This window comes from Arthrobacter sp. AFG20 (assembly GCF_002892795.1).
In the GTDB taxonomy this organism is placed as follows: Bacteria; Actinomycetota; Actinomycetes; order Actinomycetales; family Micrococcaceae; genus Arthrobacter.
This window is the reverse complement of record NZ_PJMC01000020.1, coordinates 18,793-34,338: the sequence shown is the minus strand read 5'-3', so window position 1 is coordinate 34,338 and position 15,546 is coordinate 18,793. Positions and strand designations below refer to the sequence as shown.

The following is a 15,546-nucleotide window of genomic DNA, read 5'->3' as shown; positions in this document are numbered from 1 at the left end:
CCTAGCCTGCCGCTTCCGCCGGAACACGGGTTTCGGCTGAAACCACGACGTCGGCCGGAACCTGAACGCGGACCGGAACTTCGACGTCAGCGAAGCGGACGGGAACTCCGGTGCGTGCGCTTTCGTAGACCGCCAGCAGGATCCGCAGCGATTTCAGCGCATCCTTGCCGGTGATGGCGGGCTCGGTGCCGGCGTCCAGCGCCAGCACGAAGTCGCGGACCTGGCTGGTGTGGTGCGGAATCAGCTGGCCGTTGATGGTGGAGAGGTCAACGTTCGGCTCCACGCCCTCGGGATGGACGGGCTCCACGGCGATCCTCTCCCCCACGGCCCACAGGTCCAGCCGGCCGTCGCTGCCCTCGGGGAACTCCGTCAGCGATGCCGAAGCTCCCGTTTCGCCCGTGATCCGGAGCTGGATGCCCAGGTTGGGGGACACCGCCGTCGACGCCTCCAGCGTAGCCATGGCGCCGGAGGTGAAGGTGATGACGGCGGTGGCGGAGTCCTCCACCTCGATGTAGTCGCCGTGCCGGTAGCTGTTGACCTTCCCGTAGACCTCTGCCACGTCGCCGAGGTACCACTGCAGCAGGTCGATCTGGTGGATGGCCTGCGTCATGAGCACGCCGCCGCCGTCGTTCTGCCAGGTGCCGCGCCACGCGTCCCGGTTGTAGTATTCCGGCACGCGGTACAGCATCACCGAACACTGGGCCAGAAGCGGGCGGCCCAGCGTCCCGTCGTCGATGGCGGAGCGGATCCGCTGCGCGGCCGGCCAGAAGCGGCGCTGGAACAGTGCTCCGAACTGCACCCCGGCCTCCTCGCACGCCTCCACCATGCGCTGCGCCGAGTCAAGCCGGGTGGCGATCGGCTTTTCGCACAGCACGTGCACCCCGGCTGCCGCGGCCTTGAGCACCACCTCTTCATGGGTGGGGTGGGGCGTGCAGACAGACACGATGTCCACGCCCAGCGCCAGGATCTCGTCCACCGTGGTCACCGCATTCGGCACATCCCACGCCCGGGCGGTGGCGCGTGCCCGGTCCAGGTCGATGTCGCACACCCCCACCACTTGGACGTTGTCCAGGGCGCCGAACGCCTCGAGGTGGTTGCGGGAGATGGCGCCGCAGCCCACAATTCCGGCTCGGTACGTGTGGGGGGCGGTTGCTGACGGGGTCATGGTTCCAACTTTCATTCTGAGCGGGGCGGGGCGGGGCCGGGTTTCAGTGGGAGACGGGGCGGGTTTCAGTGGGAATTCAGCGCTGGCGCGGCCGGCCAAGTTCCTCGAGCGGGGTCCTGTGGGTTTCCCGGGCCGTGGCGATGGCGATCGCGGAGACAGCCAGGCAGGCCACGGTGAAGACCGCCACCGGGATCCAGCCACCGGGGCCCGGCTGGGCCAGCAGGGTGGCGATGGCGGGGGCGAAGCCGGTGAGGATCAGGCCCACTTGGCTGCCGATGGCCATCCCGGAGTAGCGGACCGGTGCCGGGAACATCTCGGGGAAGAAGACCGTCCAGACGCCGTTCCAGCAGGAGTAGAAGACGGACATGTTCAGGAACCCGAAGACGAAGATCAGGGCGACGTTGTGCTCGCTGATGGCCCAGAAGTAACCGAACGAGGTGACGGCGCAGCCGAGGGAGCCCACCAGGAGCACCTTCTTGCGGCCGATGCGGTCCGAGATGATGCCGGCCAGCGGGATGGTGAACATGGACAGGCCGATGGTGAGTGCGTTGACCGTGAGCATCAGGGTCCGGTCCAGGCCGATGCCCTTGCCGGTGGCATAGGCCAGGGCGTACACGGTGAAGGTGGTCTGCATGACGGAGAAGAGCATGACCAGGGCCACGCGCAGGACATCGCGCCACTGGGTTTTCAGCACCTCAGCGGCCGGGATGCCCTTGGGCGTCTTCGCTTCCACGGTCTCTTCGAACACGGGCGGCTCCTCCAGCCGGGTGCGGATCCAGTAGGCGACCAGCAGCACCACGGCGGACAGCCAGAACGGGACGCGCCAGCCCCAGCCCAGCAGTTGCTCCTCGGGGAGGGCAGCGAGGGGAATGAACACGACCGTGGAGAGCACCATGCCGGACGCGTAGCCGGTCATGACGAAGCTGGTGAAGAAGCCGCGGCGTCCCTCCGGGGAGTGTTCCATGGTCAGGGTTGAGGCGCCCGCGGCCTCGGCTCCGGCGGAGAATCCCTGCGCCAGACGGCCCGCCAGCAGGAGCGCCGTGGCCCAGTAGCCGATCTGGTCATAGGTGGGCAGGAAGCCGATGCCGATGGAGGCAACGCCCATGATCACCAGCGTGATCATCAGCGCCTGCTTGCGGCCGATCCTGTCGCCGAAGTGGCTCATGATGACGCCGCCCAGCGGCCGTGCCAGATAACCGACGCCGAACGTGGCCATCGCACCGAGCAGGGCAACCACCGGGTCTCCGCCGGGGAAGAAGATCCTCGGGAAGACCAGCGCTGCTGCCGTGCCGTAAATGAAGAAGTCGTAGTACTCCAGCGTGGATCCAAGGAAGGAAGCCAGAGCGGCTTTCCGTGGGGTCTTCGCCGGGAGGCTGTCCGCGCGTTCCAGGACGGCGGTCTCCGCGGCGGGGGTTGGGGGCTGGACGTGTCCCATAGGTTCTCCTCATTGAGTTTCCAGGGCGGCCGCCACCGAAGTTGGTGGGGCCAAAGTGGTAAGCGTGCACCGTGTCCGGTGACTGCCGCTCTGGAGGAAAACATTAGGAGCAGGGAAAAGCGCCGCGGCAGAACTTCCCGTTCAACGGGACGTTGGCTTTGGACGCCGATGGAAATGGGCGCTTGCCTGGGTCAGGTTCCCTGGAGCCAGGGCCGCGTGCCGTACGGACGGCGCTCAGCGCCCATCATCCGGGACAGGCCACGCGCTGCGGCCACCAGGACGGGAAGAACCACCTTGGGGTCCTCGTCCGCCGTCGGAATTACGACGGCGATCGCTCCGATCACGGTGTTGCCCTCGCCAAAGACGGGGACGGCGTAGGCGGTGTTTTCTTCCACCAGGACGCCCGCCATGCGGACGTAGCCGCGTTCGCGGATCAGGGCGAGCTGGGCACGCAGGCGCACCGGGTCGGTCTCCGTGGCCGCCGTGGTTTTCTCCAGCGGGCCGGCCAGGAACCGTTCCTGCACGTCGCGCGGCATGTGCGCCATCATGGCCATGCCGGACGACGTGTTGTGGATCAGGAGCCGCCCGGCCACGGCGGCAAGATTGGTGGCGGTACCGTGCCGGTCCAGCTGCTCCAGGTACAGCACGGTGCCGGAACCGACGTCGGGAATGGAGAGCGAAACCTGTTCCCGGACGGCGGCGTGGACGCCCTCGAGGAACGGAAGGCCCCGGCGTCGGAATTCCTCAAGCGGATTGCTGCGGGATGCCAGTTCCCACATCTTCATGCCGACGCCGTAGTCGCCTGCCTCGCCGCGGTTCAGCAGCCCGCTGTCCACCAGATCGTTGGCCAGCCGGTGGGCGGTGCTGCTGGACATGCCCGTGGCGCGGACCAGTTCGCTCAGCGACATCCGCGGCCGGCCCTTCGAAAAGGCATCCAGGATCTTCACCACGCGCTGGATGACGGATTCGCCCGAGGGCGAGTTGGCCATCAGGCCCGCCGCAGCCCGGACGCATCCCCGCCGTAGTCCAGGCCGATCTGCCGGGCAGCTTCCTGCAGGCGCGGCACCACGGACTTTTCAATGTCCTCGGCAGGTGACCGGTGCGTCTGCAGGGAGACGTTGACGGCCGCCACCACGTCATGGCCGCGGCACACCGGTACAGCCACGCCGCGCAGCCCCTCTTCCAGTTCCTGCGACACCATGGCCCACCCCCTTGACCTGGCACGGTCAATTTCCGTCCGCAGCTGGTCGAGGCTTGCGATCGAGCGTTCTGTCAGCTTCTGCAGCCGGACGGTTTCGAAGTAGGCCTGCAGTTCCGCCTCGTTCAGGCCTCCCAGCAGCACGCGCCCCATGGAGGTGGCCCAGGCCGGGAACCTGGTGCCCACGGTGATCGTCACGCTGAGCAGCCGGGGCGAGGGCACACAGGCGACATACACGACGTCGGCGCCGTCCAGTATGCAGAGGGACGTGGTTTCGTTCAGCTCGGCAGCAAGCGCCTTCAAGTGCCGGTCCGCGATGGCCGGAAGCTCGAGGTTGGCCAGGAAGGACCGTCCGATGTCCAGGGAGCGGACGGTCAGCTCGAAGTGCGCCCCGTCCGCCCGCAGGTACCCGAGGTCGGCAAGGGTGAGGAGGAACCGCCGGGCGGAAGCCCTGGTGGTATCCGCAGCCGCGGCCACCTGGGACACTGTCAGCCGGGGAGTGCCCGGTGTGAAGGCCCGGAGCACGTCGAACGCCTTCTCGACCGATTTCACAAAGTAGGCCGGCTGTTCGTCCATGAGCTCCCTGCACCTTCCGGCAACTCCCAGCGGAAACCGCCAAGACGTGTGGAAGCTGCACGCTTTTTCTGACGTACCAAGAATACGGTCCGCCGTCCGGCACGGCGCAGGCCATCAAGAACGGATTGTGAGTCACTTCACTCTGCGCTATGCTTTTTCTAGTCGCATGTCGCACGCCTGTTCGCGATACGCACAAATCATCAATTCGGACCCCGTCTTTCAGTGCGGAAGGACCCCCTGCAATGACCGATCTCGCCCCTACTCAGACCGCTGAGGCGAAGCAGTACCAGCTCAAGCGCGCCAAGAAGGCCGCCCTGGCCGCCTTCCTTGGCGGCGCGCTGGAGTACTACGACTTCTTCATCTACGCCACCGCGGCGTCGCTGGTCTTCTCCAAGATCTTCTTCCCGGCGGGCGATCCCACCGTCGCCCTCATCGCCTCGTTTGCCACCTTCGGCGTGGCCTACGTGGCCCGCCCCTTCGGCGCCGTCGTCTTTGGCCACCTGGGGGACAAGATCGGCCGCAAGAACACCCTCGTCCTGACGCTGGTGCTGATGGGATCGGCCACCTTCCTGATCGGCGCGCTGCCGGACTTCAACACCGTCGGCTACTGGGCACCTGCCCTGCTGGTGCTCCTGCGCCTCATGCAGGGACTCTCCGCCGGCGCCGAAACCGCCGGCGCCTCCGCCCTGTCCACGGAGGAGGCTCCGGAAGGCCGCCGCGGCTTCTTCGCCAGCTTCGCCATGAGCGGCATCTCCGCCGGCATCGTCCTGGCCTCCCTCGCGTTCCTTCCCGTGGCCGCCATGAGCGAAGCCGACCGCCTCGCCTGGGGCTGGCGCATTCCGTTCTGGCTCTCCCTCGTGGTGCTGGTGGTCGCGTACCTGGTCCGGCGCTCCCTCGAGGAGCCCGAGGTCTTCGAGGAAAAGCACGACCACGGCGAACTGGTCAAGCTTCCGTTTGCCAAGATGTTCAAGACGCACCCGGCGCAGTTCTTCCAGGTGGCGCTGATGTCCTTCGAAACCGTCACCAACACGTTCATGCAGTCCTTCGGCCTCGCGTATGCCGTGTCCGTCGGCGTCCCGACATCGACCATGCTGTGGGTGAGCATCCTGGGCAACGTCATCGCCATGTTCAGCCAGCCGCTGATGGCCAGGCTCTCGGACCGCTTCGGACGGCGCCCGGTGTTCATCACCGGTGTCCTGGGGTCCGGACTGATGATCTTCGTCTACTTCTCCGTCATCTCCACCGGCAACATCCCGATGATCTTCCTCACCAGCACACTTATCACCGCGGGCACCTACGCGATGTCCAACGCCATCTACCCGGCCTGGTTCTCCGAACTGTTCAACGTCAAGGTCCGCTACTCGGGTATGGCCATCGGCCTGCAGGTCGGCATCCTCTGCGCCGGCTTCACTCCCCTGCTGGGCACCGCGCTGGTCGGCGCCGACAAGGCCAACTGGGGCCCGGCAGCCTGGATCGTCGCGGCGTCGTCCCTGCTGGCTGTGGCCGGCGCGTACTGGGCGCGCGAAACCCACAAGACCCCGCTGCGGCAGCTGGGCAACCCGGTCCGCTAGCCCCGGCCCCAGCCGAATCGGCACAGCTTTCAGCGCGAACGAGCAGATAATGCCCTCAATCCTCGGATTTGAGGGCATTATCTGCGAGTTCGCGGCAGAGGAGGAACTGCATGGAGCTTCGCCAGATCGAGGCGTTCCTTGCCGTGGCCGAGGAACTGCATTTCGGCCGGGCAGCGCACCGTGTCCGCATGGCCCAGTCGCCCTTAAGCCAGACCATCAGGAAGCTCGAGAAGGAACTCGGCTCGGATCTGTTTGAGCGCAACACCCGCTCTGTCGCCCTGACGACGGCGGGTGTCGCCTTCCTTCCCCACGCCCGCCGGATCATCGACGAGCTTGATCTCGCCCGCCGTTCCGCCGTCACCGAACCGGGCACGTTCTACGGGCGGCTCAGCATCGGCTTTTCCGGGGCGCTGAACCACCGGACCCTTCCCCCGCTGACCCGGGCGCTCCGCAACCGCTACCCGTCCCTGGACCTGACCCTCACCGGTGGCCTGCTGACCCAGGACGCCCTGCAGCAGCTCCGCAACGGTTCGCTGGACCTCGCGTTTGTGGGGCTGCCGCTCGATGCGGGCGCGCTGGCCACCCGCACCATCGCCCTCGAACAGCTGGGCGCCACCGTGCCTGTGGACCACCCGTTGGCCGGACGGCCGGCGGTCGGGCTCGCCGAACTGTCCGACGACGGTTTTGTCACCATGCGCGCCGCGCAGGGATCCACGCTCCGCGAGGCCACCTTCTCCGCCTGCGCGGCCGCCGGGTTCCGGCCGAGGGTGGCACAGGAAGTCACGGATCCGTACACCGCGCTGTCGCTCGTTGCCGGCGGCGTCGGGGTGAGCCTGATGCCCTCGTCCGTCGCGAGCATCATGCCGGGCGGCACCCTGTTCATCCCGCTGACCGGCACCGCACCGCTGCTGGAATCGGGCCTCGCATGGAACCCGGCCGGCATCTCCCCCGCCCTGGCACTCGCCCTCGCCGTTGCCGAGGAAGTCCTCCCGACACCGGCCGGCTGAGCCTGTCTCCACTGGCTGTACCCAGGCCGGCTGAGGCAGCCAACCCCGCCTTTCGCCGTCGTACATTATGTGTTTCCCGCACATACTCATTGACCAAATAAGTGTTGGACGCGGCACAATCCCGATGGCCACGATGGAGGGAACATCCACCAGCTCAATGATGAGGACACACCCATGGGAACCTTCGCCGTCACCTACGCCTACGCCGCCAACTCGTCCACCGGCCGGGACGAACACCGCCCCCGCCACGTGGAATTCCTGCAGGAGCAGTTCGACGTCGGCACGCTGGTGAAGAGCGGTCCGTTCGGGCCGGAGGAGGATCCGGGCGCGCTGCTGATCATCGAGGCTGGCTCGAAGGCCGACGTCGAGGCACTGATGAACCAGGACCCGTTCTATCTCAACGGCCTCGTGGAGCAGCGCACCATCCGGCAATGGAACATTGTCTTTGGTGCTCATGCAGCCGCCGACGGCACGCGGAACTAGGAGCGCGTCATGCTGATCGCGCGCACCGTCGCCAAGGAGACCATCCGGTACGAGGACGTTCCGGAGCCGGCCCTCGAGCCCGGCCATGCCCTGGTCCGCGTCCACAACGTCACCCTGTGCGGGACCGACCTGCACATCTGGGAGGACGACTACCCGGCCGGGCTGCCCGTCATCCAGGGCCATGAATTCGCCGGCGCCGTGGAGGCCATCGGAAACAACGACGCCGGCATCCGCACCGGTGACCGCGTTGCCGTCAGCCCGATGATCTACTGCGGACAGTGCCGCCCGTGCCGGCTGGGCCGGTTCAACGTCTGCGAGAACATCGGCTGCATCGGCTGCTATTCGGACGGCGCGCTCGTGGAGCTGCTCAGCGTGCCGGTGGAAAAGCTGTGCCCCGTGCCGGACGGCCTGGAACTGAATCTCGCGGCCATGGCGGAGCCCTCGTCCATCGCCATGCAGGCGGTGAACCGGGGGCGGCCGTCCCCTGGCGAAACGGCCCTGGTGCTGGGCAGCGGTCCGATCGGGCTGCTCGCCACGCTGTACCTGACGGACCTCGGAGTGAGGGTCATATGCGCCGACACCGAGCCGGACCGGCTGGTGCTGGCTTCCGTGTTCGGGGCCGTGGACACCCTGCTGGTCGAACCCCGTTCGGACTTCCCCGGCGCTGACCAGGCCGCCCGGCTTGATGCGCTGACGGACTCCTCCGGCCCGGAGCTGGTCATTGAGGCCACGGGTGTTCCGTCCTCACTGGAGACCGCCATCCATCTGGTGGCGAGCGCCGGACGGATCGTGCAGGTGGGGATTTCGGCGCGGACCGCGACCGTCCCCATGAATGCCATTCCTTTCAAGGAGATCGACCTGCTGGGCAGCCGGAACAGCCTGAACCTGATACCGGCAGGGCTGGAGCTGCTGGCCCGGCACCGGGACCAGGCCCGCGCGCTGATGACGCACCGGTTTGGCTTCGGGGACCTGCAGCAGGCCTTCGAATTGATGCGCAGCCGGACTGAACCGGTGGGCAAGATCGTAGTGGACATGCCTGCCTCACAGTCCGCTCACCCGGCGGGAACTGACGCGCTCGGGGGAGTGCGGGCGTGAGCGGGAGTGCCGGCGTGAGCGGCAGCGAAGGAATGAGCAGGCCGGCGCCAAGCCCGCTGCTCACCCCCGCCGGGAACATCTCGGGCACCTATGACGTGGTGGTCGCGGGCAGCGGTGCGGCCGGCCTGGTCGCGGCGATCCGGGCGGCCGACGCCGGGCTCAGGGTGCTGGTGGCCGAGAAGGCCCCGCTGCTCGGCGGCACCACGGCCGCCGGGGGCGGCGTGATGTGGGCACCGAACAACCACCTCGCCCGGCAGGCCGGTTACCGGGACAGCCATGAGGACGGCGTCGCGTACCTCACCGAAGCCACCGGGCAGGTGCTGACCCGCGAGGAGGTGGAGTGGTACGTCAGCACTGCTCCCCGCGCCGTCGCGTATCTCGACGCCGAAACCCGGCTTTCGCTGACGCCGATCGCCCGCCCGGACTACCGCATGGAGTGGTCCGGCGCGGCCGACGGCGGACGCGGCCTCGACAACGACGCCTTCGACCCGGCGGGGTACCCGGGCCTCGCGGAGGCGATCCGGCCGTCGTCGTACTTTCCGCTCCTGACCATGACGGAGCGCGACCAGCTCAACGGCCGCGCGGCGGATCCGGAGCTGCTGTCCCGGCGTGCCGCCACGGGCGTGCGGACCATGGGCGGCGCCCTGGTGGCGTCGCTGCTGGCGAGCGCGCTGGACCGCGGTGTGGAAATAGCGGTCTCCGCGCCGGTCGAGGATCTGGGCCGCGATGGTGACAAGTGGACGGTGACCCTCGGCGGCGCCGCAGCCGGCAGAACCGTCTCAGCGGCCGCCGTCGTGCTCGCTTCCGGCGGGTTCGAGTGGAACCCGCGGCTCCGCCAAGCATTCCTCCCGTTTCCGGTGACCCCCATCAGCGCGCCGTCCAACGAGGGCGACGGCCTGGAGCTGGGCTTGAAGGCCGGCGCCGCAGTGGCGGACATGACCGCCATATGGGGAGTGCCGGTGATTTCGGAGGCCGCGCACGAGTACGACGGCGTGCGGTCCGGCCGGATGGGAAACGTGGAAATGACCCTTCCCGGCTCGATCACCGTGAATGCGGCCGGGAAGCGCTTCGTGAATGAGGCCCTGAACTACCACGATGCCTGCCGGGTCTTCGCCTCCGTTGACCCGCTGACCGGCCACCAGCAGAACAACCCGGCATGGCTCGTGTTCGATGCGGCATACCTGTCGAAGTACCCGGTGGCCGGCTCGGCCGCGGGCGCTCCGGCTGACTGGATGACGTCCGCGGATTCGCTGGAGGAGCTGGCGGGCAAAGTGGGGATCGATCCCGCCGGGCTGGCCACCACGGTTTCCAGGTTCAACGCCGATGCGTCGACGGGAGTGGACGCGGAGTTCCACCGCGGCGCCACCCCGCAGGACCGTTTCCTCGGCGACGCGGCCAACACCCCCAACCCGTGCCTGGCCCCGCTCAGTTCGGCTCCGTTTTACGCGGTCCGGATTTCCGCCGGCGTGCTGGGGACCTCCGGCGGCCTGGACACCGACTTCAACGGCCGCGTCCTGGACCGGCACCGGCAGCCCATCCCGGGACTCTACGCGGCGGGCAACGTCTCTGCGGGGGTTTTCCGCAACAACTACCCCGGCGGCGGCGCAACCCTGGGCTCGGCCATCACCCGGGCCTTCGCAGTCGGAGAGCACCTCGCCGCGAATCTCTAAGCCGCCTGCTGATGGAGTTTTTGTCCATTTGTCGCGACTTTAAGGGTGTTTAGCGGCCATTATCTGCACAAAAACTCCAACCAAACGAAGGACGACGGCGGGACCATCCGCCGTCGTCCTTCTTGGCTGGCTAGTCCGGCAGTGCGCTACTCGGAAGCGGGCAGCAGGGTGCGCAGGTAGCGCGCGTTCGTGGCGCAGACGCCAAGCGAGTCGCCGCCGTACTGCTCCATCAGGAAGATGCCGCGGAAGCCGAGTTCTACGGCATCGCGGACCACCTGGCGGTAGTTGATGAGGCCGAGTTCGAGGCTTGTCGGGAAGGCTGTCCACGACGTTCCGTCTGCGTTCTCGTCGCGCATGTAGTTCTTCACGTGCCAGTAATTCGCGTAGGGCAGCGTCTTCGCATACATCTCCCGCCAGTCCTCGATGGGACGGTGGAGCCGGACGAGGTTTCCGACGTCGGGGTTCAGTCCGACGTTGTCGAGGCCGATGTCCTCGACGAGCCGCACAGCACTGTCGGCGGTTCCCAGATACGTATCTTCATACATCTCGAGGGACATTTTCAGACCCACGTCGGCAGCATGCCTGCCGAGCTCGCGCAGGCGTTCGACGGCGGCGGACCATACTTCGGGTTCGTCGGGATCCTTGGGCCCTTCCGCGGTCCAGAACCACAACGCCCGACGCTGCGCATCGCTGAACGGCTGGTGCAGGCCAGTTGAGAACACCTCCATGCCCCACTCTGCCGCGGCGTCAATTGAGCGGTGCGCGTAGGCAAGGTTCTGCTCTTCGCGCCCGGGCCAAATGATGCTCTGCCGCTGCACATGGATGCTGGGAATGCGCACGCCGTTGGCTGCCGCGATGGCGAGGAACTCATCGCGCCGGGAAGGTTCAAGATCAGCTGGACGGATGTGGCTGTCAGCTAGCTCGGCCAGGGAAAACCCGACATCCCGAACCTGGGACAGGGCGTCCTCCCAGACCTCCGGCTTTGCGTCGTGGAAAGGCGTCCCGTTCTTGTCGATTGTCGGTATCCCGTGCAGGCAGGTGGCGATGGGCCAGCCATCACGTGTGAATTCGTACGAGGCTTCGGACATTTTCGGCTCCAATACCGTCGGGCAGCTCCTACTGCATGGCGATAATCATATAGGAAATACGATCAGCGGGAAAGGCCCCATGCTTCCGCGGGCGCAACCGGTTGGGCTTTCTATGAGTTTTTGTCCATTTGTCGCGACTTCGGGGGCGTCTAGCGGCCATTATCTGGACAAAAACTCCAAACGAACGCGCGTGCCAGTCACTGAGCGAGCTGGGCCGCTCCGAAGGAAACACTGAACTGGACGCACCACAGATCCACCGACTTGAACCTGGCCAGGTCAAGTTCGTCGGGGAGCGCGTAGACCTGGTTGCCCTGGTTTCCCTTGATCATGCCCAAGTCGAAGTGTTCGGCGGAGCCGGCCGTGAACCAGCCCGCTGTTCCCTCGACCACGTCGGCGGCGCTGAGCCATACGTGCACATCCGGGCCGTTGGACGTATCGAGGTTCGCCAAAGTCAGAACACGCTTCCCGCCGGGCTGCTGAATAATCCGGACAGTTCCTGTGGTGGCGTGTTCGTGGCTAATGAGGGAACCCTCGGCAAGTTGGACCGGACCTGCAGGCGACGTGGTTGGTGTTCCGGCGGGCGGCTTCGCGGTGGCGGAAGGGGCAGCCGGTGACGGTACAACTGTGGGCAGCTGCTCATCCACCCGTACGTCGACAAACAGAAGCCACGGCTTGAACAAGGCCAGACCCAACGCCAGCACTACGGCACCCACAGCGGCGGCGATCAACCAGCGGCGCTTGCGAGTGCGGGCCTCCATGCTGCAAATCTACACCCGACGTCGCGGGCGAGTTTTTGTCCACTTGTCGGGACCTAAAGGGCGTTTAGCGGCCAATATCTGCACAAAAACTCGGAACCAAAACGGGGGCTAGCGGACCTGGGGCAGGGATACCCGTGCGGGGCGCTTGGCCGGGTGGGACTGCAGCCATCCAGGGATCCGCTCGGCGGGCAGGGGCCTGCTCCACAGGTAACCCTGCGCGAGGCGCACACCCAGCCGGCGGAGTTCGCCCAGCTGGACGGCCGTCTCCACGCCCTCGGCCACCACGTCAAGCCGCAGGCTTTCCGCCATGCCGAGGACCAGTTCGATAATCGTGGCCCCGTGCGGATCGGTGCCCAGCTCCTCGACGAAGGTGCGGTCGATCTTCAGCGTGCGGGCCGAGAGCCACTTGAGGTAGCTGAGCGACGAGTAGCCGGTGCCGAAGTCGTCGATGGACAGGCCCACGCCCAGGCGGGTCAGCCGCTGCAGGGTTTCCTTGGGCAGGTCCGGCTGGTCCATGAGGACGGTTTCGGTGATCTCCAGTTGGACGGCGGCCGGGTCGATACCGGTGTCGCGGATGGCCGCTTCCACGATATCGGGAAAGTCGCAGGCCACGAGCTGGCGGCCGGAGATGTTCACTGCCGCCGTGAAGTTCTCCGCCCCTGGAACCTGTGTGCGCCACTGCTGCACCTGGCGCAGCGCCTCGCGGAGCACCCAGGCGCCGATTGGCAGGATCAGGCCCGTCTCCTCGGCAATGGGGATGAAGGCATCCGGCATGATCGGACCGTGCTCGTGGTGGTGCCAGCGCAGCAATGCCTCAAACCCAACAGCCTCCTCGCTGGAAACGTCAATGATCGGCTGGTAGTTCAGTGAGAGCTCATTACGTTCCAGCGCCAGCCGCAGGTCGGACTCGAGGTCCAAACGACCGGTGGCCCGTCCGGTCATGCGGACGTCGTAGATCGCTGACGAATCCCCGCCAGCGGATTTGGCCCGGTACATGGCGGCGTCGGCCCCCTGCAGCATCGATTCTGCGGTGTCCTCCACGTCCGCCAACGCGATGCCCACGCTGACATTAAGGTAAATCTGCCGGCCATCCACATCGAACGGCTGCCGGGTTGCATCCCGAATCCTTTCGGCCACGGCCTGGGCCCCGCTCATCTGCAGATTCTCGCAAATCACCACGAATTCGTCGCCGCCGAACCGGCCCACGGTGTCGGCGGCCCGGACGGAGTTCTTCAGCCTCTCCCCCAGCAGCACCAGGATCGTGTCCCCGGCGCCATGGCCGATGCCGTCATTGATCAGTTTGAACCGGTCGACGTCGACGAACATCACCACCGGCCGGGCGGCCCGGTCCAGGAAAGCCTGCAAAACCTCGGTGACCATGTACCTGTTCGGCAGGCCGGTCAGCGCGTCATGGCGCGCCTGCCACTCCAGGATCTGTTCAGCGTTCTTCCGGTCGGTGATGTCCAGGACGGTGTCGAGGAACCGGATCGGCCTGCCGTCGGCACTCTTCATGCTCCTGATGCGTGAGTGAAGCCACCGCTGTTCGCCGGTGGGCCGAATGATCCGGTATTCGAAGTCGGCGAAACCGAGGCCGTGGTCCAGGCGCTCCCAGACTTCGCGAACGCGGTCCCGGTCCTCGGGGTGCGTCCGCGCCAGGATGGTTTCCCGGTCCTTGCGGTCCGCGCCGGACATACCCAGGATCCGGTCGAATTCCTCCGAGTGCCACGTTTCGCCGGTGGCAACAGTGTGTTCGACGCTTCCCACGTGGGCCATTTCCTGGGCGGCCAGGAGCCGCTCGCGTTCCGCCTCGGCGACGGCCTTCAGTCGCTGAATCTCCGTGATGTCCCTGGCAATGGCGGAGGCCCCCACCCGGATGCCGTCCTGGTCGTAGACGGGGGAAACGGTCAGTTCGACGTCGATCACCGACCCGTCCTTGCAGCGCCACCGGGCCGCCACACCGGTGACGAACGCCCCGTTCCCCGAGCGGGCGGTGACTTCCGTGCCGAAGTATGCACCGTCGTCGGCGGTCAGCAGCCGGTGGCTTTGTCCCACAGCTTCCCAGGAGCTCCAGCCGAGCATCCTCGCCGCACCCGCATTCCAGCTGGTGATCTTCCCCGTGAGGTCAGCTCCGATAATGGCATCGCCGGAGGACTCGACCATGGCCGAGAGTCTGCGCAGGATGGCCTCGGTATGCTTTCGGTCGGTGATGTCCTTTGAGATCGCGACGACGGCCACGGGCACGGTGTGCCGGCCCCTGATCCGGCTGACGGTCGCGTGGACCGGGAACTCCCGGCCGGTGCTGTGGCGGACCCACAGTTCGCCGGCCCAGTCCCCGCCGCGGGCCACCCTGTGCGCGATTTCCCGGTCGGTGGCGCCTCCTGCCCGGCCCTCGGCACCGCCGATGATGCCCAGGTCCGTGATTTTCAGCCCCACCGCCTTGTCCGGGCCCAAACCGTACAACCGCTCCGACGCGCGGTTCCAGTACGTAATGCGCCAGTCGCCGTCCATGCCAATAACCGATTGGCCGATCTCGTCCAGCAGCAGCGACTGCATGACTAAATCGTCACGATGTTCCCCAGCCATAACCCCTCCGACAGGTGCTCCCCCAATGGCAGCGCGTTATGCGCTCGGACCCGTTTGCTTAGGGAACCGTGCTGGCAGTTAATCAGTAGGCTGGGTTTTTCCGCAAGGGTATCCGCTACGTGGCGGCCTCGGCCTCCGCGAGCCGGATCATGCGAAGCTCATCCCGCAGCGCACGGGAAGGCCAATGGTCCCCGGTCAATTCCCTGAGCCGGCCGGGACCGGCCCCCGGAAAAAGCTTGTCCATCATCCCTGCTGCATGCAGCAGTCCAATCAATGCAGCGGTTCTGGCGTCCGACGCCGATCCGTTGAGTACGCCTTCGATCCTCGCCAAAAGTGCCGCCTCCGGAGCATGGTCCTTTTCCGGATAGCGGGTGGTCCTGAAGACGCCAAGATGCTTTTCGCCCACATGGGTTACGACGCCGAGAGCCGCCATGCCCTCATAGACGCGGTGCAGTTCGGTCCGGCTTTCCAGCATGACAATCCACCGCCGCGCGCTGTGCGGGCGGGACTTGTCGTGGATCAGCTCCCACTGATGCTGGAAGTCAGATTGCGGCGGGGCGCCAGTGGCACGCACGTATTTCCCCTGCAGCTGGATTGCGCCCAGCAGGTCCAGCTCCGCCAGGATTGCGCCGGACAGGCCTGCTCTGAGCACGCTCTGCGGCACTTCCGGCTCGCCGTCCTTGTCATTCGTCGCTAGAAGAAGAAACGCCTGCGGCAGGTTCAGCTCTCCGGCGCCCGGATTTTCGGTGGTCATACCTTCATGGTGGCGCGGTCACGCCACCGCTGCAATGGACGATCGAACCGGGATTTTCAAGCCGGAAACCCGAAAGCACTTCACGCAAAGAGAATTGCAGAGTACATTTGATGCAATCAATCTTGCAGAGTGATCTGAGTCACAGAAGGAGGTCTGGCTTGAA

The 15,546-nt window shown here is 66.4% G+C and carries 13 protein-coding genes; 5 read left to right on the top strand and 8 right to left on the bottom strand.

The genetic code is table 11. The annotated features are described in order from the left end of the window. Position 1 precedes the first annotated feature (1 nt). The 4 genes from CXZ05_RS19225 to CXZ05_RS19210 form a co-directional block, all read right to left on the bottom strand. Complete coding sequence (locus tag CXZ05_RS19225) at positions 2-1,165, bottom strand: Gfo/Idh/MocA family protein (protein WP_102974175.1); 1,164 nt, start codon at positions 1,163-1,165, stop codon at positions 2-4. Positions 1,166-1,241: 76 nt separating this feature from the next. Beyond that, positions 1,242-2,600 (bottom strand): MFS transporter, encoded by a 1,359-nt coding sequence (locus tag CXZ05_RS19220; protein WP_102974117.1) that lies wholly within the window; start codon positions 2,598-2,600, stop codon positions 1,242-1,244. Between the two features lie 191 nt (positions 2,601-2,791). Next, entirely contained in the window at positions 2,792-3,589 is a 798-nt protein-coding gene (locus tag CXZ05_RS19215; RefSeq protein WP_102974116.1) for an IclR family transcriptional regulator, read from the bottom strand. Next, a complete protein-coding gene (locus CXZ05_RS19210) occupies positions 3,589-4,374 on the bottom strand; it encodes an IclR family transcriptional regulator C-terminal domain-containing protein (RefSeq protein ID WP_102974115.1) in 786 nt (261 codons plus the stop codon). Before CXZ05_RS19210 ends, CXZ05_RS19215 begins: the two co-directional genes overlap by 1 nt. A 242-nt stretch (positions 4,375-4,616) precedes the next feature. On the opposite strand from CXZ05_RS19210, the gene CXZ05_RS19205 reads away from it, so the two are divergent. The 5 genes from CXZ05_RS19205 (at position 4,617) to CXZ05_RS19185 (ending at position 10,200) form a co-directional block, all read left to right on the top strand. Further along, positions 4,617-5,945, top strand: a complete 1,329-nt coding sequence (locus CXZ05_RS19205; protein WP_102974114.1) for an MFS transporter — start codon at positions 4,617-4,619, stop codon at positions 5,943-5,945. Positions 5,946-6,055: 110 nt separating this feature from the next. After that, entirely contained in the window at positions 6,056-6,952 is an 897-nt protein-coding gene (locus tag CXZ05_RS19200; protein WP_102974113.1) for a LysR family transcriptional regulator, read from the top strand. A gap of 174 nt (positions 6,953-7,126) precedes the next feature. Next, entirely contained in the window at positions 7,127-7,435 is a 309-nt protein-coding gene (locus CXZ05_RS19195) for a YciI family protein (RefSeq protein WP_102974112.1), read from the top strand. A 9-nt stretch (positions 7,436-7,444) separates the two neighbouring features. Further along, complete coding sequence (locus CXZ05_RS19190; RefSeq protein WP_102974111.1) at positions 7,445-8,530, top strand: alcohol dehydrogenase catalytic domain-containing protein; 1,086 nt, start codon at positions 7,445-7,447, stop codon at positions 8,528-8,530. Positions 8,531-8,544: 14 nt separating this feature from the next. Beyond that, a complete protein-coding gene (locus tag CXZ05_RS19185) occupies positions 8,545-10,200 on the top strand; it encodes an FAD-dependent oxidoreductase (RefSeq protein WP_219726568.1) in 1,656 nt (551 codons plus the stop codon). A 146-nt stretch (positions 10,201-10,346) separates the two neighbouring features. On the opposite strand, the gene CXZ05_RS19180 is transcribed toward CXZ05_RS19185, so the two are convergent. The 4 genes from CXZ05_RS19180 to CXZ05_RS19165 all read right to left on the bottom strand — a co-directional run bounded on the left by CXZ05_RS19180 (position 10,347) and on the right by CXZ05_RS19165 (position 15,383). Further along, positions 10,347-11,288: a sugar phosphate isomerase/epimerase gene (locus CXZ05_RS19180; RefSeq protein WP_102974110.1), complete on the bottom strand. Its 942-nt coding sequence runs from the start codon at positions 11,286-11,288 to the stop codon at positions 10,347-10,349. A gap of 197 nt (positions 11,289-11,485) precedes the next feature. Beyond that, positions 11,486-12,046 carry a DM13 domain-containing protein gene (locus CXZ05_RS19175; protein WP_102974109.1) on the bottom strand — a complete coding sequence of 187 codons (561 nt, stop codon included), beginning with the start codon at positions 12,044-12,046 and terminating at the stop codon, positions 11,486-11,488. 108 nt (positions 12,047-12,154) lie between these two features. Next, the gene (locus CXZ05_RS19170; protein WP_258006644.1) at positions 12,155-14,599 is read right to left on the bottom strand and encodes an EAL domain-containing protein; all 2,445 of its coding nucleotides are present in this window, start codon (positions 14,597-14,599) and stop codon (positions 12,155-12,157) included. 145 nt (positions 14,600-14,744) lie between these two features. Beyond that, positions 14,745-15,383 (bottom strand): GPP34 family phosphoprotein, encoded by a 639-nt coding sequence (locus tag CXZ05_RS19165; protein WP_102974107.1) that lies wholly within the window; start codon positions 15,381-15,383, stop codon positions 14,745-14,747. Positions 15,384-15,546 lie beyond the last annotated feature (163 nt).